21 protein-coding genes and 1 pseudogene are annotated in these 22,754 nt (G+C 66.7%); 9 read left to right on the top strand and 13 right to left on the bottom strand.

Going from position 1 to position 22,754, the window contains the following annotated elements; genetic code table 11:
- Positions 1 to 100 precede the first annotated feature (100 nt).
- The gene (locus tag N5D91_RS15215; protein ID WP_180853946.1) at positions 101 to 2,446 is read right to left on the bottom strand and encodes a GH92 family glycosyl hydrolase; all 2,346 of its coding nucleotides are present in this window, start codon (positions 2,444 to 2,446) and stop codon (positions 101 to 103) included.
- A 218-nt stretch (positions 2,447 to 2,664) separates the two neighbouring features.
- Between N5D91_RS15215 and N5D91_RS15210 the strand changes: the two genes are divergently transcribed.
- Complete coding sequence (locus tag N5D91_RS15210) at positions 2,665 to 3,258, top strand: NUDIX hydrolase (RefSeq protein WP_180853947.1); 594 nt, start codon at positions 2,665 to 2,667, stop codon at positions 3,256 to 3,258.
- 110 nt (positions 3,259 to 3,368) lie between these two features.
- Here N5D91_RS15210 and N5D91_RS15205 read toward each other — a convergent pair whose 3' ends face one another.
- Positions 3,369 to 3,785 (bottom strand): host attachment family protein, encoded by a 417-nt coding sequence (locus N5D91_RS15205; RefSeq protein WP_279907088.1) that lies wholly within the window; start codon positions 3,783 to 3,785, stop codon positions 3,369 to 3,371.
- Between the two features lie 162 nt (positions 3,786 to 3,947).
- Between N5D91_RS15205 and N5D91_RS15200 the strand changes: the two genes are divergently transcribed.
- From N5D91_RS15200 to proP, 3 genes and pseudogenes are all read left to right on the top strand, one after another.
- Complete coding sequence (locus N5D91_RS15200; protein WP_180853948.1) at positions 3,948 to 4,175, top strand: hypothetical protein; 228 nt, start codon at positions 3,948 to 3,950, stop codon at positions 4,173 to 4,175.
- Between the two features lie 85 nt (positions 4,176 to 4,260).
- Positions 4,261 to 4,389: a hypothetical protein gene (locus tag N5D91_RS15195; RefSeq protein WP_256202341.1), complete on the top strand. Its 129-nt coding sequence runs from the start codon at positions 4,261 to 4,263 to the stop codon at positions 4,387 to 4,389.
- Positions 4,390 to 4,651: 262 nt separating this feature from the next.
- A pseudogene (gene proP / locus N5D91_RS15190) lies at positions 4,652 to 6,138 on the top strand (glycine betaine/L-proline transporter ProP).
- A gap of 96 nt (positions 6,139 to 6,234) precedes the next feature.
- On the opposite strand, the gene N5D91_RS15185 reads toward proP, so the two are convergent.
- The 10 genes from N5D91_RS15185 to N5D91_RS15140 form a co-directional block, all read right to left on the bottom strand.
- The gene (locus tag N5D91_RS15185; protein ID WP_180853949.1) at positions 6,235 to 6,864 is read right to left on the bottom strand and encodes an AAA family ATPase; all 630 of its coding nucleotides are present in this window, start codon (positions 6,862 to 6,864) and stop codon (positions 6,235 to 6,237) included.
- A gap of 3 nt (positions 6,865 to 6,867) precedes the next feature.
- Positions 6,868 to 7,209, bottom strand: coding sequence for a type II toxin-antitoxin system prevent-host-death family antitoxin (locus tag N5D91_RS15180; protein WP_110712500.1), 342 nt, complete (start codon positions 7,207 to 7,209; stop codon positions 6,868 to 6,870).
- Positions 7,210 to 7,279: 70 nt separating this feature from the next.
- On the bottom strand, positions 7,280 to 8,875 hold the full coding sequence (locus tag N5D91_RS15175) for a PAS domain-containing protein (RefSeq protein WP_180853950.1): 1,596 nt from the start codon (positions 8,873 to 8,875) through the stop codon (positions 7,280 to 7,282).
- A 9-nt stretch (positions 8,876 to 8,884) separates the two neighbouring features.
- Positions 8,885 to 9,289, bottom strand: coding sequence for a response regulator (locus tag N5D91_RS15170; protein WP_110714327.1), 405 nt, complete (start codon positions 9,287 to 9,289; stop codon positions 8,885 to 8,887).
- A 149-nt stretch (positions 9,290 to 9,438) separates the two neighbouring features.
- Positions 9,439 to 10,893, bottom strand: coding sequence for a porin family protein (locus tag N5D91_RS15165; protein WP_180853951.1), 1,455 nt, complete (start codon positions 10,891 to 10,893; stop codon positions 9,439 to 9,441).
- A 90-nt stretch (positions 10,894 to 10,983) separates the two neighbouring features.
- On the bottom strand, positions 10,984 to 11,748 hold the full coding sequence (locus N5D91_RS15160; RefSeq protein WP_180853952.1) for a Slam-dependent surface lipoprotein: 765 nt from the start codon (positions 11,746 to 11,748) through the stop codon (positions 10,984 to 10,986).
- A 53-nt stretch (positions 11,749 to 11,801) separates the two neighbouring features.
- On the bottom strand, positions 11,802 to 14,924 hold the full coding sequence (locus N5D91_RS15155; RefSeq protein ID WP_180853953.1) for a TonB-dependent receptor: 3,123 nt from the start codon (positions 14,922 to 14,924) through the stop codon (positions 11,802 to 11,804).
- A gap of 182 nt (positions 14,925 to 15,106) precedes the next feature.
- Entirely contained in the window at positions 15,107 to 16,063 is a 957-nt protein-coding gene (locus N5D91_RS15150) for a FecR domain-containing protein (protein ID WP_180853954.1), read from the bottom strand.
- A gap of 82 nt (positions 16,064 to 16,145) precedes the next feature.
- Positions 16,146 to 16,649, bottom strand: a complete 504-nt coding sequence (locus N5D91_RS15145) for an RNA polymerase sigma factor (protein WP_049462496.1) — start codon at positions 16,647 to 16,649, stop codon at positions 16,146 to 16,148.
- A gap of 185 nt (positions 16,650 to 16,834) precedes the next feature.
- On the bottom strand, positions 16,835 to 17,761 hold the full coding sequence (locus N5D91_RS15140) for a LysR family transcriptional regulator (protein WP_180847657.1): 927 nt from the start codon (positions 17,759 to 17,761) through the stop codon (positions 16,835 to 16,837).
- Positions 17,762 to 17,912: 151 nt separating this feature from the next.
- On the opposite strand from N5D91_RS15140, the gene N5D91_RS15135 reads away from it, so the two are divergent.
- The 5 genes from N5D91_RS15135 (at position 17,913) to N5D91_RS15115 (ending at position 22,256) form a co-directional block, all read left to right on the top strand.
- Positions 17,913 to 18,779 carry a pirin family protein gene (locus tag N5D91_RS15135; RefSeq protein ID WP_180853955.1) on the top strand — a complete coding sequence of 289 codons (867 nt, stop codon included), beginning with the start codon at positions 17,913 to 17,915 and terminating at the stop codon, positions 18,777 to 18,779.
- Positions 18,780 to 18,850: 71 nt separating this feature from the next.
- Positions 18,851 to 19,531 (top strand): hydrolase, encoded by a 681-nt coding sequence (locus N5D91_RS15130; protein ID WP_180853956.1) that lies wholly within the window; start codon positions 18,851 to 18,853, stop codon positions 19,529 to 19,531.
- Between the two features lie 56 nt (positions 19,532 to 19,587).
- Positions 19,588 to 20,229 carry a hydrolase gene (locus tag N5D91_RS15125; protein ID WP_110712507.1) on the top strand — a complete coding sequence of 214 codons (642 nt, stop codon included), beginning with the start codon at positions 19,588 to 19,590 and terminating at the stop codon, positions 20,227 to 20,229.
- A 116-nt stretch (positions 20,230 to 20,345) separates the two neighbouring features.
- Positions 20,346 to 20,735, top strand: a complete 390-nt coding sequence (locus N5D91_RS15120) for an OsmC family protein (protein WP_110712508.1) — start codon at positions 20,346 to 20,348, stop codon at positions 20,733 to 20,735.
- Positions 20,736 to 20,861: 126 nt separating this feature from the next.
- Entirely contained in the window at positions 20,862 to 22,256 is a 1,395-nt protein-coding gene (locus tag N5D91_RS15115) for an ATP-binding cassette domain-containing protein (protein WP_110712509.1), read from the top strand.
- A 131-nt stretch (positions 22,257 to 22,387) separates the two neighbouring features.
- Here N5D91_RS15115 and N5D91_RS15110 read toward each other — a convergent pair whose 3' ends face one another.
- On the bottom strand, positions 22,388 to 22,717 hold the full coding sequence (locus N5D91_RS15110; protein ID WP_005409871.1) for a hypothetical protein: 330 nt from the start codon (positions 22,715 to 22,717) through the stop codon (positions 22,388 to 22,390).
- Positions 22,718 to 22,754: the final 37 nt, after the last annotated feature.

Here is a 22,754-nt window from a genome sequence, read left to right as displayed (position 1 = left end):
CGGTAGACGCCAACCTTGGTTGGCGCCGTTGACGTCCCGCGTGCCAACCAAGGTTGGCACCTACCAGAAGCGGGATCCCCGTACGCCAACCCACAACCCATCACCGGCTCATCGAATACGGCGCCTGCGCGCCCTGCCCCGGCCAGTCCTTGTTCGGCTCGGCCTGCATGCTGAAGCGCAGCTCGCCACCGGCCAGGATCTCGTCATGGCGCAGGAAGGTGCGCTGTAGCGGCTTGCCGTTGAGGCTCACGCTGCCCACATAGGTGTGCCTGTCATCCAGCCCATCGGCCACGATGGTGAAGGTCTTGCCGTTCGGCAGTCGCATCGCGGTCTTCGGCAGGAACGGGCGCCCCAGGATGTACTCGCCCGAGCCGGGTGCCACCGGGTAGAAGCCCAGCGCGGTGAACACGTACCACGCCGACATCTGGCCGACGTCATCGTTGCCGGCCAGGCCATCGGGGCGGTCGGCGTACTGGGTGTCCATGATCTGCTTCAGGCGCGCCTGGGTGCGCCACGGCTGGCCGGCATACGAATACAGGTAGGCCACGTGGTGGCTGGGCTCGTTGCCATGCGCATACCAGCCGATCAGGCCGGTGATGTCTTCCATGTGCTCGAAGATGGACGGATCGACCTTGGCGTTGAACACTTCGTCCAGGCGCGCGAGCAGCTTGTCGCTGCCCCCGTGCGCGGCGGCCAGGCCGGCCACGTCCTGCGGCACGTACCAGGAGTACTGCCAGGCATTGCCCTCGGTGTAGTCGGTGCCGTAGCCACTGGCGCTGGGGTCGAATGGCGTGCGGAAGCTGCCATCGCGCTTGCGTGCGCGCATGAAGCCGGTGTCCTTGTCGAAGGCGTTGCGCCAGTTGCCGGCGCGCTTGTCGAAGGTGGCCGCAACATCGGTCTTGCCCATCGCCTGCGCCATGCGAGCAATGGTCCAGTCATCGAACGCGTATTCCAGCGTCTTGCTGGCCGCTTCGCCTTCCTCGTCGATCGGCACATAGCCCAGCTCGCGGTACTGTGCGATGCCATCGTAGGGCCCGTAGTTGGCGGTCTCGACCATCGCCTTCAGCGCCTTGTCGGCGTCGAAGCCACGGATGCCCTTCACGTAGGCATCGGCGATCACCGGCACCGCGTGGTAGCCGATCATGCACCAGTCTTCCAGGCCATGGAACGACCACACCGGCAGCATCCCGTAGGGGCTGTGCTCATGGTGGGCCAGCATCGAATTGACGAAATCGCTGTTGCGCTTCTCCGGCTGCACCAGCGTCAGCAAAGGGTGCAGCGCACGGTAGGTGTCCCACAGCGAGAACGTCGAATAGTTCGTGAAACCATCGGCTTTGTGCACCGCGTTGTCCGAACCACGGTACTGGCCATCGGCATCCATGAACAGCGTCGGCCCCAGCATCGTGTGGTACAGCGCGGTGTAGGCACTGCGCCGGGCATGTTCGGGGGCCTCGATATCCAGCACCGACAGCGCCTGCATCCATTCCTGCCTTGCCTGCGCACGCACGCGGTCGAAATCGAAGCCGGCCACTTCCGCGTCGAGGTTGGCGATGGCACCAGCTTCACTGACCGGCGAGATCGCCACCTTGACCACCAGCGGCGCGTCCAGCTTGCCGAACGCGAAGGTACCGACCAGCTGCCGCCCTTCGATCTGCGCACGCTGCGCGGGATCCTTCTCACCCGGCGGCGGGAAGCCCTTGTAGACGATGTCCTGCTCGGTGTTGTGCAGCTCATGCCCGGCCAGCGGGCGCGAGAAACGCATCGCGAAATACAGCTGGCGGCCCGGCGCCCAGCCGCGCGTCTCGCGGAAGCCGGTCACGGTGCCATCGGCGCGCACCCGCACCCGCGACCACAGCACCTTGCCCGGGTAGTCGTACATGCTGGTGCGCATGTCCAGCAGCACCTTGGCATCGGTGCCCTTGGGGAAGGCATAGCGGTGCACGCCCACGCGCGCGCTGGTGGTCAGTTCGGCGCGCACCTTGTAGTCGTCCAGGGTGACCGCGTAGTAGCCCGGCTCAGCCTTCTCGTCATCGTGGCGGAAGCGCGACGCGTAACCGCTGCGCGGCTTTTCCGGGTCACCGCGCTCCAGGCCGGGATTGCCGGTGAACGGCATCAGCAGGATGTCGCCGAGGTCCGAATGACCGGTGCCGGAAAAATGCGTGTGCGAGAAGCCGACGATGCTGCTGTCGTCGTAACGGTAGCCGGCTGCCCAGCCATAGGCCTTTTCGCGCGGCTGGATGCGTGTGTCCGGGCTGAGCTGGACCATGCCGAATGGCACCGTGGCACCCGGGTAGGTGTGGCCTTCGCCACCGGTACCAATGAACGGGTCGACCGAAGCGTATGCCCTGTCGGCGGCCGTTTTGGCGGGAGCGGCCGACGCCAGGCCGGAAGCGAGCATCGCCGTGGCGGCGACAGCGATCAGGAGACGACGGTCCAGCGTGGGCATCGGCGTTTGGATCGATTCAGGTGGTTGCCGGATGCTAGCACCGGGCATCCCGTGCCGCATGTTGCAGTGCGGCCATCGGCCTTGCACCCGCTGCATGCCCTCGCGCGGCTGACGCCCGCAGGAAATGCGACCGGCCATGGCTCACCTCTACGGCTGTACCGGCACTTGCCGTGTACCCCGCCCCCTCCTACCCTGCGTCCACACCCGGGAGAGGACGCATGCTCATCCGCACTGCACGATGGATCGTGATGGCAAGCCTGCTGGGTGTCGTAACGCTCAGCCATGGCGCGCCGCCCACGCCCCCCGCCCCATCGCGTGCTGCCCAGGACGACTACACCATCCTGCGCCTGCTGGTCACCGACGACCAGGACCACCTGCTGCTGGAACACAACCGCAGCGGCTGGATGACACCCGCTGTACGCGCCAACCGCAAACAGAGCATCCAGCAGGCGTTGCAACAGCTCTCATCGGATCTCGGCCTGCAGGTATCGCCGTTCACGCTGGCGGCCATCTACAGCTATCGTTTCAACGAAGACCCGCCGGACCCAAGCCACGACGCGGTGTCGTTCCGGCAGCACTATCGCGCCACCCTGCGGGCCGGGCAGCCACCGGCGAGAACCGCGGACAAGGAATACCGGTGGGTGAGCCGCGACGAGGCAGCGACGCTGATCGGCATGGAAGCGCTGCGGATGGAAACCCTGCAGGTGCTCGACCACCCCGGAACGCTGTGGGGCGGTGCTTTCGAGCTGTCATTCAAGGGCGATGAGGCAACGGGCACCCGATTGATCGAACCGTTCTACCCGTTGCGGTGAGGTCAGCACCGACGGGATAGCGTCGGCTGCGTCTTGCGCGGCGCGGAACCGCCGCGCTCCGCGCGACAGCCGAGCATGGGCTCGGCGCTACGGCAGATCGATCGGCCTCGCTACGCCGCCAGTGCCTTCTGGATATCCGCCAACGGTGCGTTGGTCAGGTCCTTGGCGATATCGCCGAGCAGGCGTGCCTGGACCTCTTTGTGCAGCAACGGACGGATGCGGCCCAGCGTGGTCGGATCAGCGATCAACACCAGATGCGCATAGCGGTTCTTCAAAGCATCCTCGTTGAGCTGTTCGGCCACCTGTTTGGCGAACGTTGCCTCGTTGAGTTGCGAGACCGACATGTCCTTGGGCACCGCCCCGGCCGGGCCCTGCCCGGACACCCCCTGCTCGCTGATGTCCTGCAGGCGCAGTTCACCCTCCTGCTTCAGTGCAAGCTGGTTCGCGCTACCTACGTTGGTGAACACCCGCGCCGAACCACCGTCGGCAACCACGATCAGCGTTCCTTCGGCAATCGTCCGCGCCATTGCATCCTCCATCAATCCAAAAAGTGGGTGTGCGCTCCACCTTATGCACGCCGATGTCACCAGAGCGCGTACAGGATGTGATTCCGTCATCGCAATCTGAAATCCGCCCTAAATTTGCCCGGAGGCCTGCCGCTATGGCCTCCATCATCGCGAGGAACCTCTGTGTACGCTGGCTCACTGTTCCACGTCTGCTTCGCCACCAGCCTGGCCATTGCCGGCTGCGCCGGTTGCATCCACCAGTTCCTGCAGGGAAAACCGTTCTTCGCCCTGGCTATCATGCTTTCGGTACTCACGATGATCGGCGCCGCATTGGTCACGCGGAAACTGGCACTGCCGGGCGCCCTGGCGATGGCCTGCACGGTGTTCGGTTTGATGGCGAAGTCGGCCTGAGCCTTCTGAACAGGCGAGATGGAACACAGCGTGCAGATCAGCCTGCTTCGCTGCATGCTCACGCCGATGCCGTTATGATGAACGGATGATCGACACGACCCACTACGTGACGGGCGCACCTGTTACGTGGGAAGCACTGCCGACCGGCGCTTCGCTTGCCACGAATGCTCCCGCCCTGCATTTCCATCGCCTCGCGCTGGATCCCGGCGGATGACGCCCGCAGGCCCACGGCCTGCCTTCCCCACACGCTGATGTGACACGCGGCTGCCAACTGCGCGACCGTTGTGATCCCGTTGCCGCGTTTCCGCCGTTGCGGCGGTGCTTTGCCGTGCGCGTGGCGTTGCGCCTGCACACGTTCCCCGGCCCCCACGCCGCCTTCCGATGCCCCTGCGCCACTTGCGCCTGCATCGCCGTTTCCGATTTCCGGGACACACCACGCCGCCCATTCCCCTATTCCATACCTACAAGGGAGCCCCATGCAGGACACGCCCGATTCCCATGCCCACTTCGGCTGGTTCAAACGCCGCCGCCACCTGAAGGTCGATGAGATCACCGTCGTCGACAAGCCCATGCTCAAGCGCGCCGTCGGTGCCGCCGCCCTCGGCAATGCCATGGAGTGGTTCGACTTCGGTGTCTACGGCTATCTGGCCGTCACCATCGGCCGGTGTTCTTCCCGTCGAGCAATCCCACCGCACAGGTGATCGCAGCCTTCGCCACCTTCACCGTGGCATTCCTGGTGCGTCCACTCGGCGGTCTGGTGTTCGGCCCGCTCGGCGACCGCTATGGGCGCCAGAAAGTGCTGGCGTTCACCATGATCCTGATGGCGCTGGGTACCTTTGCGATCGGCCTGATTCCTTCCTACGAGCGGATCGGCATCTGGGCACCGGTGCTGTTGCTGCTGGCGCGCGTGGTGCAGGGCTTTTCCACCGGCGGCGAGTATGGCGGTGCGGCCACCTTCATCGCCGAGTATTCCACCGACCGCAACCGCGGCCTGATGGGCAGCTGGCTGGAGTTCGGTACGCTGGGCGGCTACATCGCCGGCGCCGGTACCGTGACCGCGCTGCACATGCTGTTGAGCAGCGAACAGATGCTGGACTGGGGCTGGCGCATTCCATTCCTGGTGGCCGGCCCGCTGGGCCTGCTCGGCCTGTACATGCGCATGAAGCTGGAAGAGACCCCGGCATTCCGCGCCTTCGCCGAGGAAGCCGAGAAGCGCGAGCACGACCGGCCCGGGCTTGGCGCGCTGTTCCAGGTGCACGGCCGCCAGCTGCTGGTGTGCATGGGCCTGGTGCTGGTGTTCAACGTCACCGACTACATGCTGTTGACCTACATGCCCAGCTACCTCAGCGTCACCATGGGCTACGCCGAGAGCAAGGGCCTGCTGCTGATCATCATCGTGATGCTGGTGATGATGCCGTTGAACATTGTCGGCGGGTTGTTCAGTGACAAGCTGGGCCGCCGCCCGATGATCATCGGCGCCTGCATCGCGCTGCTGGTGCTGGCGATTCCGTGCCTGCTGCTGGTCGGCAGCGGCAACGACTGGATGATCTTCCTTGGCCTGATGCTGCTGGGCCTGGCGCTGGTGTGCTTCACCAGCTCGATGCCGTCCACGCTGCCGGCCCTGTTCTATACCCCGGTGCGCTACAGCGCGCTGTCGATCGCCTTCAACGTCTCGGTATCGCTGTTCGGTGGCACCACGCCGCTGGTTACTGCATGGCTGGTGGAACGTACCGGCGACCCGCTGGTGCCGGCCTACTACCTGATGGGCGCAGCGGTGATCGGCCTGGTCACCATGCTGTTCGTGAAGGAAACCGCGGGGCTGCCGCTGCGCGGTTCACCGCCGGCAGTCGGCAGCGACAAGGAAGCCGCCGCACTGCTGAAGAGCGATGTGCCGGTGACGGTGGACCCGAGCCTGCCGCCACTGCCGGAGGCTGCGGAACCTGAGCAGGTAAAGCCGGCCTGAGGCTCGGCGGAGCCGGCGTTGTAGAGCCACGCCCGCGCCCGGTTGCCTTTCGGGGGATCAGCCGAGCGTGGGCTCGGCTCTACAACGCATGCGCCCTCAATCGGGCGCAGCGTTCAACTCCATCGCGCGCATTACGATGGGTTTGGCCCAGTCCGGCGTGTGCAGCAGTTCGGCCACCGAGACCGGGTACTGCAGCTGGCCATGTGCCATCGCCAGCACCGGCAGCGGTTCGACGCAGCCTTCGGCATCGGCGGGCGCGCTGTTGTCGTAGACATGCAGTTCGGCCAGGTGGGGCAGCAGTTCCAGCAGATTCTCGCGCGCCGAATCGAAGCGCGCATGGATCTTCTCCACCGGGATGTCATGGCCGCCGGCAGCCACCCGCGCCGCAACGCGGGCGATATGCAGTTCCACCGTGGCCAGGCCGCAGAACCAGATCGCAACGTGATGGCGTTCGCAGGCTTCGCGCAGCAGGCGGGGAATGGTGTTGCCGCCCAGCGTGGTCTCGAAGGCGAAGTCCGTGCCATCGGCCATGGCCTGGCGCAGGCGGCGGGTGCCTTCCTGCCAGGCCTCGGCATTGGCGTCAGGCAGCGGCCAGCCGGTCTCCACCAGGCGGCGGGTGAACGAATCGGGGTTGAACCAGCCCAGCCCTTCGGCTTCCAGCCAGGTGCCCAGCAGCGAACTCTTGCCGGCGCCGTTGACGCCGGCCAGCACCAGGATCCGCCCCATCGGTCAGAGCGGACGGCCGAGGGTGACCTTGCGACCGCGACGGATCGGCTGGCCGAGCACCTTGCCCAGCCCTTCCCCACGCTGCAGGCCGGCCAGGGTCTGGTCGAATTCGCTGCGCAGGCGCAGCAGCTCTTCGTTGCGCTCTCCGGCGTCTCCGCCAGCCGCCTTGGCCAGCAGCTCCTGGTAGGTGCGGATGTCGACGATCACCGCTTCGGGGTGATTGTGGTTGGTAATGACCAATGCCTGTTTCTCACGCACGGTACGCATCAGGCTCGGCCAGCCCCGGGTCTTCACCGATGAGGCCGGGGCCTTTTCAAGGCCAGGCAGATCCAGCGGCAGGGTCATGGCACGGCTCCAGGCGGCGACGGTTGTGGCCATTATGCCCAATTTGGCCCAATTGGGGATAAATGGACATTCAGCTGCCCGAACCGGGCTCCGACGCGCCCGGGGCATCGGTCTGCAGCAGGCTGTCACGCTCGCGCAGCGGGAAGCGGATCCAGGCATCCAGCCCCTGCGGGCCGAAGCGCAACTCGCCGCTGCCGGCCAGTTCATAGGGCACGCGCTGCTCGATCAGCGCCCGGCCCAGGCCACGCTGGCGTGGCAGCTCCCAGTCCTCCACCTCGGCATGGCGCTCGGACCAGTGCAGGCCCAGCCAGGGCTGCCCAGCCTGAACCTGCAGGTCCCAGGTCACCTCGATGCGACCGTCTTCATGGCTGAGCGCGCCATGCCTCAGGGCGTTGGTCGCCAATTCGTGGATCGCCAGGGACAGCACTTCGGCCGCCTTCGGTGGCAGCAGCACGTCCTCGCCCTGCAGGCGATAGGCGGCCGTGGCCGGCATCTGCGCTGCGATCTCCTCATCCAGCATGCCGCGCAGGCAGACCCCCGCATTGGCGCCACGGGTCAGCAGGCTCTGCGTGCGCGCCAACGACATCAATCGTCCGCACAGGCGCTCGGCATATTCGTCCACGCTGCTGACCGACGCGCGGGTCCGCCAGGCAATGGCGTGGATGGTCGACATGATGTTGCGCACCCGATGCTGCAGTTCGGCCAGCAGCACCGACTGGCGCTCGGTGGCGCGCTTGAGATCGTCGATGTCCACGGCAATGGCGAACACGCCGCTGACCTCGCCATCGGCGTCGCGCAACGGCGCCGCAGCGACCCGCGTCCAGCGCGCGCGCCCATCATCATGCAGGTACTGGAACTCCAGCCCGGGCACCACCGTCTCGCCGCGCATCGCGCGGGCGATGGCGAAGTCGTCCGGCCCGATGAGGCTGCCGTCGGCATGCCAGCCCCGCCATCGATGCTGGTTGGCTTCATCGGTGGAAGGCACCTTGCCGCTGGGCAGATAGCCACGCATCTGGTCATTGGACAACAGCATGCGACCTTCAAGGTCGACGATGCACAGGCCCACCGGCAGCATCTTGAAGGCGAGCTCCAGACGGCGCTCGCTCTCGCGGCGACGCAACTCCTCGCGCTCGCGCGCTGCCTGCGCCACATGCGCGGCGGTGGTCTCGAACAGGGTCACCAGGACGCCATTGATGCGCCCTTCCTCACCACGGATCGGGCTGTAGGTGATGGTGAACCAGATGTCTTCCAGCCGGCCGTGGCGCGCCAGCGGGTACAGCTTGTCTTCGAAGGTGAGCGTCTCACCCTGCCAGACACGGGTATAGAGTGGGCCGTTGATGTGCCAGACCTCGGGCCAGCATTCACGGGTCGGCTGGCCGAGCCCGCCGGGATGCTTGTCGGCCAGGATCTCGGCATAGCCGTCGTTGTAGAGCTGCACCAGCTGCTCGCCCCACAGCACGATCATCGGGAAGCCGTGGGCCAGCATCAGGTCCACGGTGGCGCGCAGGTGTGGTGGCCACTGGTCCAGCGCACCCAATGGCGTGGACGACCAGTCGTGGCGGGCAATGCGGGCCGCCATGCCATCGTGGCGGGCATGCAGGCGCAGTGCGGGTGGCATCGCCCCGCGCGGTTCGGCAACCTGGAGACCTTCGATACGGCGCACCATGCGGCGCGATCAGGCGATGCCCGCAGAAGCCTGCGGCGTCGCCACCAGCCCGGCCAGCTGCTGGACCAGGGCTTCGATGTGATAGGGCTTGGTGCAGCGCGGGGCGGCAGCGAAACGACTGGGCAGATTGTCGTCGTAGCCGGAGGTCAGCAGGAACGGGGTGCCGGCCTCGGCCAGGCGGTCGGCCAGTGGATAGACCTGTTCGCCGCCCAGATTGATGTCCAGCAGGGCCACATCGATGGGATGTGCATCAACCAGCTGCCCCAACGCCTGCAGGTCACCGGCAGGCCCCACCACCTGCGCTCCCTTCAGTTCGAGGTAGTCGACCAGGAACATTGCAATGGCGAATTCATCTTCCGCCACCAGCACACGCAACCCTTTCAGGCCCTCTGGTTTGTTACCTGCTTCCAGCACGCCCTGCACTCCTCGATGCACGCGACCCGCCTGCGGTCGCCACGCGGGCAGGATGCGCGATCGGCCCTACAAGAGCGCGTGATGATCGATGAAGACTCCGCGCAGAGCGTACTCACTCCGTCGTTGCATGGACACCACTGGGCGCAGGTTCAGAACGCGCGCTCCCACTTCAGGCTGAGCAGGCTGCGGTCATGGCTGTACAGCCAGCCGACGTTGCTGTCGATGCGGGCGTAGCGCAGGCTCAGGCTGGGCACCAGCCCGGCCACGGCAAGGCGCTCGCTGCGCAGGATGGCGATCAGGTTCTGTTCGTCGTCCTGCCTGCGCGCTTCCAGCAGGGGACTCCAGGCATCGTAATCGCGATGGCGCAGCGATATGAACACAGTGGCCGTGGTGCCGCTCCACTGCCGTGCCGCGCCCAGCCGCAGGCCGCGCTGGCGGTAGCCGTTGGCCGGGGCGGCAGCGCTGCTGTCGGTGACATCCAGCCCGGCAAAGACCGTCCAGCGCGGATTGAGCGCGCGGAACCAGGTGGCATACAGCGATGCCAGCTCGCCGTCGTAGTTGCCGGCCAGGCCCTGCTGGCGATACCGCTGGCGCTTCCAGTCGGCCTCCAGCTTGAGCAGGCTGCGCGCGTCCAGCGCATATTGCCATTCCCCGTGCACGCCACTGCCGCCCTGCAGCGCATGATTGCCCAGGCCCTGGTAGTCATAACTGGGGGCAAGCATCACGGTCTGCCGTGCACTACGCCAGCTGTAGCCCGCCTGCACGTTGGCATTGAGCTCGTTGTAGGCACTGTGCCCGCGCCATGCCTGACCGAAGGCAAGACCGCGCACGTACAGCCCATGATGCCCGCCGAGTACCCAGCGCCGTTCCAGGCTGGCGTCGTAGTCGAGGCCCGCCGCGCGCTGTGCGTCGGGCAGTTCCCGTTCGATGATGCAGGCGTCGCCTACGCCGAACAGGCAGGTGCGACTGGCCGAGCTGCGGTTGATGTTGTCACTCCATGCCGGGCCGGCGGACAGCGCGCCTTTCCAGCGCTGGCGCGCCTGCAGGGCACCCAGGTAGCCGTCCACGCGCGCGCGGACGCCGGCCGTGGCTGGATCATCGGCATTGATGCCATCCGCGATCGCCGTGAACAACGCCACCGCATCGCGATCGCGCTGGTCCTCGGCGTAGACGCGCGCAAGTTCAAGGCGGGCCGGCAGGAAATCCGGCTGTGCCTCCAGCAGCGCCTCGTACTCGTTGGCCGCGCGATGGTGATTGCCGGCCACCCGCGCCAGGCCGCCCTGCGCATAGTGGCGCAGCAACGGGTCGTGGCCAGGCAGTTCGATGTATTCATCCAGGAAGCGTTGCGCGGCGCCCCATTGCTGATGCTGCAGCGACAGGTACAGCGCCTGGCCCAGATCGTCGACCGTGCGCTCCACGCGCAGGGTCTGGCCGTCGATGGTGATGGTCGGTCGCTCCGACTCGGCCTGCTGCAGGCGCTGCTGGTCCTGCTGCTGGTGGCGCAGGTCGGTGCCCTGTTCGAGCACGCGGCGAAGATCGTCCTGCTGGGCGCACACGTCGGCGGCCGCCAGCAGCAGTACGACAAGGAAGATGGGATGGCGCATGGTCGATCCGTGGTGGTGCATGCAGCGGGCCGAAGCAGGGACTGGCGGATCGCGGCTTGTCCCTGCCCTGCCCCGTCAGGGGCGTGGCAATCAGTTCTTGCTGCCGCCGAAGGCGGTGTCGTACTGGCTGTTGCCGCTGAAGGTGGCGATACCGGCCAGGGCGGCCGCGTTGGCGCCGAAGAACTGCCCCTGGGTGGTGCCGGCAACGCTGCCGTTGGCGGTGGCCGAACCGGCGAACGATGCGTCGGCACTGTTGATGTTGGCAACGATGGCCAGGTTCAGGCCGTTGCCCGACAGCGCACCATCCAGGGTGCCGGCGCCGAAGTCGGCGTCGAAGGTGCCGCTCAGCAGGTTGCTGCCGTTGAACTTGTTCAGGCCAGCCACGGTGTAGGACGCCACGCCGGCAGGCAGCGTGGTGCCGGCGCGGTCACCGACGAAGTAGACCTGGCGGTTGTTGAAGCCACCGGCGGCGCCATCCTTGGACCACTCACCGAACCAGACATCGCCACTGCCGACCTTGACGAAGTTGAAGTGGCCCATACCGGCGTGGCTGCCCGGTGCGCCGGTGATCGGCATGGCCAGGGTACGTACCGTCACGCCATTGACGGTGGTCGGTGCCGAGTAGGCGCTCAGGCCCTGGAAGTCCACCGGCTTGGCCTGGGACACGGTACCGACACCGATACCGGCCTTGCCAGCGCGGTGCGGGCCGCCATTGACCTGCGATTCGCCAACCGCCACATACAGCTCGGCATCGGTCTTGGCACTGGCGGCACCGACGATATCGGCAGCCTGCGCGGCACCGACCAGAGCCAGCGAGGCAGCAACGGCGAGAACCGAACGGGAGATCATTTTCATGGTATTGCTCCTTGGTTGAGGGAACTACGGGTACAACGCTTGAAGGTGGGAGATCAGAAGCGCGCGGTGACGCCGAGCTTCAGGGTGCGACCCGGGGCCGGCAGCGTGGACCGCGTGGCTGGATCGACGTAGTAGCGGTTGCCGAGGTTGCTGCCGACCAGTTCGACGCTGGCATGCTCGTTGAAGCGCCAGCGCGCATAGGCATCGACGGTGGTGATGTTTCCCCAGGTGAACGGCACGTTCTGCCAGAGCAGGCCGCTGCCACCGCTCAGCAGGCGGTCACGGTAGGCCTGCAGATCAGGGTTCTCGTGGCGCTGGTAGTGCACGATGCGGCTGCCAAGCTCCAGGCGCTCATCGAACAGGCGCGTGCCCAGCGACCAGTTGATCGACAGCTTGGGAATGGCCTGGGTCAGCAGGTAGCCACCGACGAAACCATCCTGCACGCAGTTCGGGACCAGGCCGCGGTTCGCATCCAGGAGCACCGCCGTGCTCTCGTCACACACCTCGTTTTCCAGCGTGCGGGTGATGCCCAGATCGGTGAAGAAGCGCCGGTTGTCGAAGCGGGCCTGCAGTTCGATGCCACGGATGGTCTGCTTGTCGATGTTGTCGAACAGGAAGTTGCCATCGCGCTCGATCACGTCACGGGTCTTGTGCACGTAGTACGCCAGCTTGACGTCGGCATCGGCGGTGTTGCCGAACAGGGCGGACAGGTTGTGCACGTAGCCCACTTCGTAGTTGTAGGCGTGCTCGGGCTTGAGCGCATGCAGCGGATTGAGGCTGCCGGAGAAGGCAATCGTGCTTTCGAACATGCTCGGGAAGCGCACCGCTTCGCTGTAACGCACGTAGGCACGGGCGGCCGGGGACAGGTGTGCAGTGGCCGAGAAGGTCGGCAGCCAGGCATGGTCGCGGCGGCGGCTGTTGCGTGCATCGACCGGCTGCGACTGTACGCTGTTGCCGATGTTGCAGACCTGGTCGCTGCCGGCAAACACCGGCTGCACGCCGGGAATGGCCGCCACTTCGCCATTGAGGCAGGGATTGCCGGCGCGGGTGTAGTTGCCATCGGCATCGGGCAGCCAGGGCCGCGTGTACCTGACCGGACGCGGCGTCTCGTACGGTGCCAGCAAGGCACGGATGCTGTCATCGATGAACCAGCCCATGCCGCGCTTTTCCCATACGGCGCGGCGTGCTTCCAACGCGTCGATGCGGGCCTGCAGATTGGCGGGACGGGGCGGCAACTCGTTCACGGTGTACTGCGCTTCCTTGCCACCTACGCCCTTGGTCAGCAGCTCGGGGTGCGCCTCGAGGAAATCGTCGAAGGCCCAGTAGCGGCTGTAGCGCACGCCTGCATTGAGGGTAAGGAAGTCGACCGGACGCCACTCCAGGGTCAGGTAGCCCTCACCCTCCTGGCGGCGCCCGGCACGCGGGAACATGCGCCAGCCATCGGTGGTACCGAAGTACGGATCGCTCGAGCCGAGCTTCTCGTACTGCCAGTTGCCGCCCACGGTCAGGTCCAGGGTCGAATGCAGGGCGAAGCGGTTGCTCAGGATCAGGCCGGTGCGGTCGTTGCGCGCGTTGGCCAGCGCGGTGTTGCGCAGGATCGGGCTGGCGTCCGGGTTCCATGCCGGATTACCCACTGCGAAGTTCGGGAAGCCGCCTGCGGTGTAGGTATCGCTGTCCGTCTCGGTGCGCCACAGGTTGGCGTAGAGGTCCAGCCAGCGGCTGCCGGCCGGTTGGAAGCGGTATTCCAGGTTCCAGGCATCGGACGCAACCCGGCTGAGCGGCCACTGGATGCGCCCGTAGTCGGGCGCGGACAGGATGCGCGACGGCATGATCTCGCCGTAGTGGGACAAGGTGCGCCGCCAGGTCGCCTTCAGCTGCTGGTCGTCGTTGATCTGCCAGGTTCCCTTGACCAGCCACGACTCCTGTTCGCTGGAGGTATTGGGCACTTCATCGCCCGGTTTGAAGTAACGCGCCAGCGTGGTGATGTAGTCGATGCCCTGGTACTCGTACTGCTCGCGCCGGTCCTGGTCGTAGTACGCGCTCCCCTTGCTGCCGGAGAAGTAGTTGCCGCGCTTGCGCCAGGCGTAGGCAGCCATCAGGTCGACGTTGTCGCCGCGTACGCCCAGTGCCAACCGCCAGGCCTGGTCTTCGCCATCGAAGGGGTTGTTGCCACTGCGCGACTTCACCGGCACCACCAGGGTGCGGTCGTCATAGGGTGAGTTCGGCGAGCCCTGCGGGAACCCCGGCACGGTGCGGTAATCCTCGCCGGTGTGCAGGTGCGGCAGGCGCGGTGCCACCGCATTGCTGCTGCCTTCGATCTTCAGCTCCCCGCCGAAGCGCTCGCCGGCAGCAACAATGTCGTCAACGTCGATGGTCTTGATCACCAGCGCACCGCCGATCCCGCTGTGCACATCGCGCACCAGCCCTGGCCCCTTGATGACCTGGATGCCACCAATCAGGTTGGGATCGATGTAGTTGCGGTTGCTGACGCCGTTGTAGCCGCGCCAGACCGTGAGCGCCTGTTCGCCACCGTCGATGCTGACCGGCACCCGCCCGGGCCCCTGGATGCCACGGATGTTGACGTCCAGCGCGCCGCTGTTGCGCGCATCGCCGCTGAACACGCCGACCAGATCCTTGACCACGTCGGCCGGATTGGAACCGCGATAGCGCTCCACCCGGTCGCGCCCCGAATACGCCGTGGTCAGGTCCAGCGCGAACACATCATCGTAGCCGCGCCGATCGCGCGCCTCACCCCCTTCCGACTGAAGGCGACCGGCCACGTCCAGTGTTTCGGTCACCCGCACCCCTTCCCCTTCACCCGCCTCCGCTGCGGCTCGCAGGCTCCAGGTACCGTCCATGCCACGCTGTGCGCGCACGCCGCTGCCGCGCAGCAGCTGCTGCAGGGCCTGCATCTGGCTGTACTCGCCACTCACCGCACTGGAGCGGCGGCCCTCCACCAGGTCACTGCGGAACACCACCTGCACATCGGCCTGGCGGCCAAAGGCACGTACGGCATCAGCCAGTGGCTGCTCCGGGATGGCGTACTGGCGCACCGGCGCGACGATCGCCGGTTGTGCCTGCACGGCCGGCACCCAGGCCAGCGACAGCAATGCGGTGGAAACGGCCAGGGCCAGAACGGTGGCGCGACGATGACAGGCGGATGCCGTGGACGGCATGGACAGGAACTCCTCAAGCGTGGCTGGACCACGGGCACATCCGGTGCCGGTGGTGTGTCTGGCTTGAGGAAAAACGGTGTTTCGCTCTGGCTATACCTCTATAGACAGCGGGACACTGCAGGTGCCCACGGTTTTTTCATGTTTTTTTCATGCGGCCCGTTCATCCGGGTGCTACGCGGGCCTCACCACACCACCAACGCGCCACCGGGCAAGCGCTGCACGCGCAGTCCTGCCTGTGCGGCCACCGCATCAATGGCAGTCTCCGGCTGCTGCAGGTGGAACAGGCCACTGACCCGTACGCGTGCGCCCTGCCCGCCCAGTACCCAGACCGGGGCACGGCGGTAGCGCGCCAGATCGGCGATGGCCTGCGCGGCCGGCTGATCGTCGATCACCACCTCGCCACGCCGCCACGCCGCCATGGTCTCGCGATCTTCCAGCTGCACCGGCTGCAGCCAGCGACCGTCACGGAACACGCGTGACTGCCCCGCATGCAGGCGCTGTACGCTGCCATCGCCCGGGAACACGTCGACCACACCCTCGCTGACCTGGGTGGTGACCGTGGTATCCAGCATCGACACACTGAAGGCGGTACCAATGTCACGAACCAGGCCGCCCGCCGCCTCGACCTGGAACGGGCGCGCCTCGTGCGCCACCTGGAACCAGGCCTGGCCGCGCAGCAGGCGCAGGTGCCGCTGCTGGCCATCGAACTCGACCGCCAATGCGGTGCCCGCATCGAGCACGGCAGTGCTGCCGTCGTCCAGCTGCACCACGCGCGGCGCATCACTGCTGCGCAGGTCACTGCGCGCCAGCAACAGCGCCTGCGGTGCGGCCGCGACCATCAGAACCACGGCGGCGGCGCTGGCCAACAGCCATGGCAGGCGACGGCGCGGTGCGACCGGACGCAATCCCTGGCGGTCGGCGGTCAGTTCCGGCAGCGCCGCCAGCACGTCGGGCCCGGCGGCATCCAGCCCCTGCCAGAAGGCCTGCTGCTGGCGCCAGGCCAGCGCATGGCGCGGATCGGCCTGCAACCAGCGCTGCAGGGTTCGTTGCTGGCGTTCCGGCAGCGGGCCTGCACTGCACCGGATCACCCAGCGCAACGCCTGCCTGGCCTGACGCGGCGAGGGTTCGGACGTGGTCATGGTTGTGGCCTGCCGCACCACGAACGGGTGCGCTTTCCTGTTGTGACAACGGCGGGCGCGATCTGCCCACTGCAATCGCCGCTCATCGATGCATTCCCTGCTGGTGCTGCTGGATCAACAGTGCCGCGCGCAGCACATGCTTGCCGACCAGGCTCTTGGAAATACCCAGCCGTGTCGCGATCTCGCGCTCGCTCAGGCCCAGGTAGCGGTTGAGCACGAAGCACTCGCGGACCTGCGCTGGCAGCGCGAGGATGGTCTGGGTGATCTCGCGCAGCTGTGCCTGGTCCAGTGCCTGGGCCTCGCCGTCGTGGCCCGCCTCGGCCATGTCGGCGGCGTACTCGGCCATCGCGCGCCGCTCGCGGGCGTCGGCCTGGCTGCGGTTGAGTGCATGGTGATAGGCCATCCGGTACAGATAGCCGCGCGGCTCCAGGATCGGTGGATCACCGGGCACGCTGCTGGCCTTCAGGTACAGGTTCTGCAGGGTGTCCTCGGTACTGGCCGGGTCGAGATAGCGCGCGATGAAGCGAGACAACGCACGGCGCTCGCGGATCAGCAGCTCGACCAGCGCCAGGGCATTGGGAGACATAGGTGCCAAGGCCGGACCGGGGAATGATGGGCGTGATGGCGACGGTCCGGACATGGATTGTGGGCTGCGCGGCCGCAGGCGGCAAGCGAAGGCCGGTCGCGCGGCACCAGGATCATCCACGCATGGCGTGGATCTACCAGGCGGCGGCGGATCCAGTAGATCCACGCCATGCGTGGATGCGGAGCCTACGGTTCGTCCAACGCCTCGAAACGCTCGGCGAGGTAATCGATCAACGCGCGTACCGCCGGCAGCAGCCCACGCCGCGAAGGGAACACCGCATGCACGATGCCGTGTTTCGGCACCCACTCGGGGAGCACCGGCAGCAGCGCCCCGCTCTCCAGCTCATCGGTGATCATCATCCGCGGCAGCATCAACAGCCCGACCCCGGCCACCGCAGCTGCGCGCAACGCGATCATGTCATCGCTGACCAGGCGCGGGCGGTGATGCACGCTGGCCTGGACCTCGCCAGGCCCATTGTATTCCCACACATGCTGCTGACTGGGCGAGGCCAGATCGACGGTCGGCATCATCGCCAGGTCGGCCGGCACCTGCGGCGTGCCCAGCCGCTGCAGCAGCGCCGGGCTGGCACTGGTGCACCACACCCGGCGCGCCAGCACGCGTACCACAAGGTCGCTGTCCTCCAGTGGCGGCGGCCGTACCCGGATCGCCACGTCCACGCCCTCGCCCACCACATCCACGCGGCGGTTGGTGGCGTCCAGCTGCACCGTCACCTGCGGGTGCAGGGCGAGGAAGTCGGCCAGCATCGGGCCGATGCGCGCGTGCAGGATCGCGATCGGGCACGCCAGGCGGATCGTGCCGCGCGGCTCGGCGCGCGACATCGCAATCGCTTCTTCGGCTGCTTCGGCTTCGACCAGCATCGCCTTGCAGTGGCGGTAGTAGTCCTGGCCGACCTCGGTGACCGAGAAACGCCGCGTCGAGCGCTGGATCAGGCGCACGCCCAACCGTTCCTCCAGCAGCGCGATGCGCCGGCTCAGTTTCGACTTCGGCATGGCCAGCGCCCGGCCGGCCTGCGAGAAGCCGCCGTGCTCGACCACCATGGCGAAGTAGAACAGGTCGTTGAGGTCGCAACGGCGGATATCAGCGATGAACACGGGGCGATCTCCTGTGGCGCAAGGCGCGCACCCATTGTTCACCAGATAGGACTATGACGGCAAATATTGACGTCTACCGGCCCAATTGTCGCGGCGATATCGTCTCCTGCAACGAAGAACAGCGGCCGGCAGCCCCGGCCAGGAGATCGCCATGAAGCGTGTCACCGGTACCTACAGCGCCCCCCGCCCGCACTGGGTAGGCGACGGATTCCCCGCCCGCTCGATGTTTTCCTACAACACCCACGGCCAGCACCTGAGCCCGTTCCTGCTGCTGGACTATGCCGGCCCGTACAGCTTCGCGCCCAGTGATACCCCGCGTGGTGTCGGCCAGCATCCGCATCGCGGTTTCGAGACGGTCACCATCGTCTATGAGGGCGAGGTCGCCCACCGCGATTCGACCGGGGCCGGCGGCACCATTGGCCCGGGTGACGTGCAGTGGATGACCGCTGCCTCCGGCATCCTCCACGAGGAATTCCACACGCCGGAATTCAGCAAGCGCGGCGGCACGCTGGACATGGTCCAGCTGTGGGTCAACCTGCCGGCGCGGGACAAGATGGGCGCACCGGGCTACCAGACCCTGCTCGACGCCGACATTCCCTCGGTGGATCTGCCTGAGGGCGCCGGCCGCGTGCGGGTCATCGCCGGCCGTTTCGACGGCCATGCCGGCCCGGCCCGCACCCACACGCCGATGGATGTCTGGGACATCCGCCTGCGGCAGGGTCACCACGCCGAACTGCCGGTGGCCGATGGCCGCACGCTGGCGCTGGTGGTGTTGAAGGGCTCGGTCCGGATCAACGGCGGCCAGCCGGTCGGCGAGGCGCAGCTGGTCACCTTCGATCGCAGCGGCGAGGACGTGTTCGTCGACGCCGACAGCGACGCCACTGTGCTGCTGCTCAGCGGCGAGCCGATCGACGAGCCGGTGGTGGGCTATGGCCCGTTCGTGATGAACAGCCAGGCCGAGATCGCACAGGCGGTCAACGACTTCAACAGCGGCCGTTTCGGCCAGATCGCGCACTGAGCGCTTCCGCGCGGCGGGCGATGACCCGCCGCGCCAATGGGCCATCGCCCACTTTCCCCAGGAGACTGACCATGAGTACCCCCGCCAACTTCAACGGCGCGCGCCCGGTGATCGACCCGGACAACGCCGCGATGCTGCTGATCGACCATCAGAGCGGCCTGTTCCAGACCATTGGTGACATGCCGTTCACCCGCGTGCGCGCCCACGCCACCGCGCTGGCGAAGATGGCCACGCTGGCAAAGATGCCGGTGATCACCACCGCCTCCGTTCCGCAGGGCCCGAACGGCCCGCTGATCCCGGAGATCCACGACGCGGCCCCGCATGCCCAGTACGTGGCGCGCAAGGGTGAGATCAACGCCTGGGACAACCCGGAATTCGTTGCTGCGGTGAAGGCCACCGGGCGCAAGCAGCTGATCATTGCCGGCACCATCACCAGCGTGTGCATGGCCTTCCCGTCGATCGCCGCCGTGGCCGATGGCTACCAGGTGTTCGCGGTGATCGATGCCTCGGGCACCTATTCGAAGATGGCCGAAGAGATCACCCTGGCCCGCGTAGTGCAGGCCGGCGTGGTGCCGATGGACACCGCCGCGGTGGCCTCGGAGATCCAGCGCAGCTGGAACCGCGACGATGCCCAGCAGTGGGCCGAGGTCTACACGAAGATCTTCCCGAACTACCAGCTGCTGATCGAGAGCTACCTCAAGGCGCAGGACGTGCAGAAGAACCAGGAGCAGCTGGATTCGCAGCGCAGCTGAGCTACCCCCCGGGGTGCCGGCCCGCTGCCGGCACTCCTCCCAACCGGAGACCCATCATGTCCAGTGAACCGATCCGCGACCCGGCCAGCGACCACCTGCTGACCCCGAAGAATTCCGCCTTCATCATCATCGACTACCAGCCGGTGCAGGTGAACTCCATCGCCTCGATGGACCGCCAGCTGCTGGTCAACAACATCGTCGGCACCGCCAAAGCCGCTGTGGCTTACGGTCTGCCGATCGTGCATTCGACGGTCAACGTCAAGACCGGCCTGAACAAGCCGCCGATTCCGCAGCTGCGCAAGGTGCTGGGCGACTACCCCACCTACGACCGCACCACCATCAATTCCTGGGAAGACGTCGAGTTCCGCAAGGCGGTGGAGGCCACCGGTCGCCGCAAGCTGATCATGACCGCACTGTGGACCGAAGCCTGCCTGACTTTCCCGGCCCTGGATGCGTTGAAGGAAGGCTATGAGGTGTACGTGGTGGTCGATGCCGTTGGCGGCACTTCGCTGGCGGCGCATGATGCCGCGTTGCGCCGCATCGAACAGGCCGGGGGCCAGCTGATCAGCGTGCCGCAGTTGTTCTGCGAGCTGCAGCGCGACTGGGCCCGCTCAGAAACGGTGCCGGCGTTCATGAACCTCTTCATTGAAACCGGTGGTACGGCAGGCATCCAGTTCTCGTACGATCGTACCGAGTGAATGGGTGGCGGCGCTGGCCTTGGCTGGCGCCGCCTTTGGGAGCAGTCGAGCATGGCTCGACGCTACAGTGGGTTTGGTCGAGCGTGGCTCGACGCTAGAGACAGATGGAGAATGTGATGGCCTACGCGCGCATTGTTTCGACCGGCGACAACTACCTGCACCACATCAGCAATGGAAGCTTTGATGTAGACGCTGACGAGCCCGCCTCGCTGGGCGGTCAGGGCAAGGGCTTCGCGCCCTTCGATCTGTACCTGGCCTCGCTGGCCGCCTGCACCGCCATCACCCTGCGCATGTATGCGCAACGCAAGGGCTGGGAGCTGGGCGAGTTCCATGCCGAGCTGCGCTCGGAACGCGACGAAGATGGACGCTTCCACGTGCACCGCGTGCTGCATGCCAGCGCCGAGCTGAGCGATGCGCAGTGGCAGCGGTTGCTGGAGGTGGTGGAAAGGACCCCGGTGACGCTGGTGATGCGCGAAGGTGCGCGCATCACCAGTGAGCGCGGCTGAAGGAGGTCTGGCCCACCTGCGGCGGATCTTGGCCGGTTCCTCGCTTGCTCCGGCCTCGCCCCTGTTCCAAGCTGCGCGTCCGCGTTCGGATGCAGTGAGCGCGCAGCAACAGGAGGACCGCACGCGATGTTACGTGCCCATGCTTTGGATCTGGATTTCAACGGCCGCGCCCTGCTGGCCGACGTCAACCTGCACCTGCCCTCAGGTGCCCGCATCGCCCTGATCGGCGACAACGGCAGTGGCAAGAGCTGCCTGCTGCAGATGTTGGCCGGTACTCTGGTGCCCAGTGGCGGGACCATCATCCGGCGCGATGGCGCACGCATCGCCTACGTGCCGCAGCACGTGCTGGATGACTCCTCTCGCAGCGGCGGCGAGCAGATGCGCCATGCGCTCGCCCGCGCGCTCGATGCCGCCCCCGATGTACTGCTGCTCGATGAACCCAGCAATCACCTGGACCGCAGTGCACGCCGCTCGCTGATCGCGCGCCTGCGCCAGTTCCACGGCGCACTGTTGGTGGCCACCCACGATGAAGCCCTGATCGATGCGCTCTGTAATGAGCTCTGGCACATACGTGGCGGGCGCGTGAGCCACTTCGGCGGCCGCTACCGCGACTATCAGGCGGACCTGCAGCAGCGACGCGAGGCCAGCGACCGGCAGCTGCGCCAGCTGGATCAGGAGCGCGGCCAGGCCCATGAGGCGTTGATGCGCGAACAGCAGCGCGCTGCCAGCTCGCGGGAACGCGGTGTGCGCAAGGTGGAACAGCGCAAGTGGGGCGGCGTGCGTTCAGCCACCAAGCTCGGCCGTGGCAATACCACCGCCGGCAGCAAGCAACTGCTGATCCGTGAGCAGCAGGAAGACATCGTGGCTCGTCGCAATGACCTGCAGCGCGAGACCATCATCGAGCCTACCTTCGCGTTGCCGGCCGGCTGGCGACGTGAGGGAGTGGTGGTGCAGCTGACCGACGCCAGCGTGGCGCATGCCACGGAAACGGTGCTGGGTGGACTGCATCTGCGCCTGGATGTCGGCGATCGCCTGGCGATCACCGGTGACAACGGCAGCGGCAAGTCCACGCTGGCACGCGCGCTGTGCGGCGACCCAAGCATCCGCCGTGATGGTGACTGGTTGCTGCCGCCAGCTGATCAGATCGCCCTGCTCGACCAGCACTACCGGGACCTGCCGATGCAGGCCACGCCTCTCCAGGCGCTGTCTGCCCAGATGCCGGACTGGAGCCAGACCCAGTGCCGGCTGCACCTGGCCGACTTCCTGTTCCGCGGCGATGCCACGGCGCAGACGCCCGTGTCCGCATTGTCCGGTGGCGAACGGGCGCGGCTTTCATTGGCATTGATGGCGGCCAAGCCCCCAGCGCTGCTGGTTCTGGACGAACCAACCAACAACCTGGACATGACGCTGCGGATGCACCTGCTGCAGGTGCTGCGGGTGTTCCCGGGCACTTTGGTGGTGGTGTCGCATGACGACGCGTTTCTGCAGGCGCTGGAGCCGGGACAGGTGCTGGCGTTGTAGCTGCCGCCGGGTGTGGCCTATCCACATACGGCGTGGATCTACTGTAGAGCCGAAGGCAACGGCAGGGGCTGTTGCCAACGTCGCGTGCAACCGCCCGAAAAGCCGAGCATGGGCCCGGCTCTACGGAAGGCTCAGCGCCGTGAATGCAGCACGGTACGCTGGCGCATGGCGTTGAATTCCTGCTCCACCTGCTGGATGTCCTCGGCCTGGAAGCCGGCCGCATCCAGCAGCTGGTCGGCGGCAGCCGCCGCCAGCGGATCATCGTCACGCTGGCGCCAGCAGCGCGCCGGCAGGAAATAGCCCACTTCGCTGCGCCCGCGCATGATCACCACCGGCCGGCCCGCATACAGCAGGAACTCGGCCAGGTGCTGGCGCAGGCCCTCCACTGAAACATAGGCCGGTCCAACACCCAGCATCTGGCTGGACGGTTCGGGACTCTCGAACAGCTTGCGACGGCTCATCCACTCCTCCTTTTGAACAACGCGTGGTCTCCTTTCC

Source organism: Stenotrophomonas sp. GD03794, from assembly GCF_029842145.1.
GTDB lineage: Bacteria > Pseudomonadota > Gammaproteobacteria > Xanthomonadales > Xanthomonadaceae > Stenotrophomonas > Stenotrophomonas riyadhensis.
Note: the sequence above shows the minus strand (reverse complement) of the source record. Positions and strands in the feature narration are given on the sequence as shown.

Coding starts and splice junctions, on each gene's coding strand:
- N5D91_RS15175 (WP_180853950.1), bottom strand. CDS start 8,875: ATGGTGCGCCGTATCGAAGGTCTCCAGGTTGCCGAACCGCGCGGGGCG.
- N5D91_RS15165 (WP_180853951.1), bottom strand. CDS start 10,893: ATGCGCCATCCCATCTTCCTTGTCGTACTGCTGCTGGCGGCCGCCGAC.
- N5D91_RS15145 (WP_049462496.1), bottom strand. CDS start 16,649: ATGTCTCCCAATGCCCTGGCGCTGGTCGAGCTGCTGATCCGCGAGCGC.
- N5D91_RS15155 (WP_180853953.1), bottom strand. CDS start 14,924: ATGCCGTCCACGGCATCCGCCTGTCATCGTCGCGCCACCGTTCTGGCC.
- N5D91_RS15205 (WP_279907088.1), bottom strand. CDS start 3,785: ATGGCGCGGACGATTGCCGAAGGAACGCTGATCGTGGTTGCCGACGGT.
- N5D91_RS15115 (WP_110712509.1), top strand. CDS start 20,862: ATGTTACGTGCCCATGCTTTGGATCTGGATTTCAACGGCCGCGCCCTG.
- N5D91_RS15110 (WP_005409871.1), bottom strand. CDS start 22,717: ATGAGCCGTCGCAAGCTGTTCGAGAGTCCCGAACCGTCCAGCCAGATG.
- N5D91_RS15160 (WP_180853952.1), bottom strand. CDS start 11,748: ATGAAAATGATCTCCCGTTCGGTTCTCGCCGTTGCTGCCTCGCTGGCT.
- N5D91_RS15215 (WP_180853946.1), bottom strand. CDS start 2,446: ATGCCCACGCTGGACCGTCGTCTCCTGATCGCTGTCGCCGCCACGGCG.
- N5D91_RS15195 (WP_256202341.1), top strand. CDS start 4,261: ATGATCGACACGACCCACTACGTGACGGGCGCACCTGTTACGTGGGAA.
- N5D91_RS15135 (WP_180853955.1), top strand. CDS start 17,913: ATGAAGCGTGTCACCGGTACCTACAGCGCCCCCCGCCCGCACTGGGTA.
- N5D91_RS15150 (WP_180853954.1), bottom strand. CDS start 16,063: ATGACCACGTCCGAACCCTCGCCGCGTCAGGCCAGGCAGGCGTTGCGC.
- N5D91_RS15120 (WP_110712508.1), top strand. CDS start 20,346: ATGGCCTACGCGCGCATTGTTTCGACCGGCGACAACTACCTGCACCAC.
- N5D91_RS15180 (WP_110712500.1), bottom strand. CDS start 7,209: ATGACCCTGCCGCTGGATCTGCCTGGCCTTGAAAAGGCCCCGGCCTCA.
- N5D91_RS15130 (WP_180853956.1), top strand. CDS start 18,851: ATGAGTACCCCCGCCAACTTCAACGGCGCGCGCCCGGTGATCGACCCG.
- N5D91_RS15185 (WP_180853949.1), bottom strand. CDS start 6,864: ATGGGGCGGATCCTGGTGCTGGCCGGCGTCAACGGCGCCGGCAAGAGT.
- N5D91_RS15125 (WP_110712507.1), top strand. CDS start 19,588: ATGTCCAGTGAACCGATCCGCGACCCGGCCAGCGACCACCTGCTGACC.
- N5D91_RS15210 (WP_180853947.1), top strand. CDS start 2,665: ATGCTCATCCGCACTGCACGATGGATCGTGATGGCAAGCCTGCTGGGT.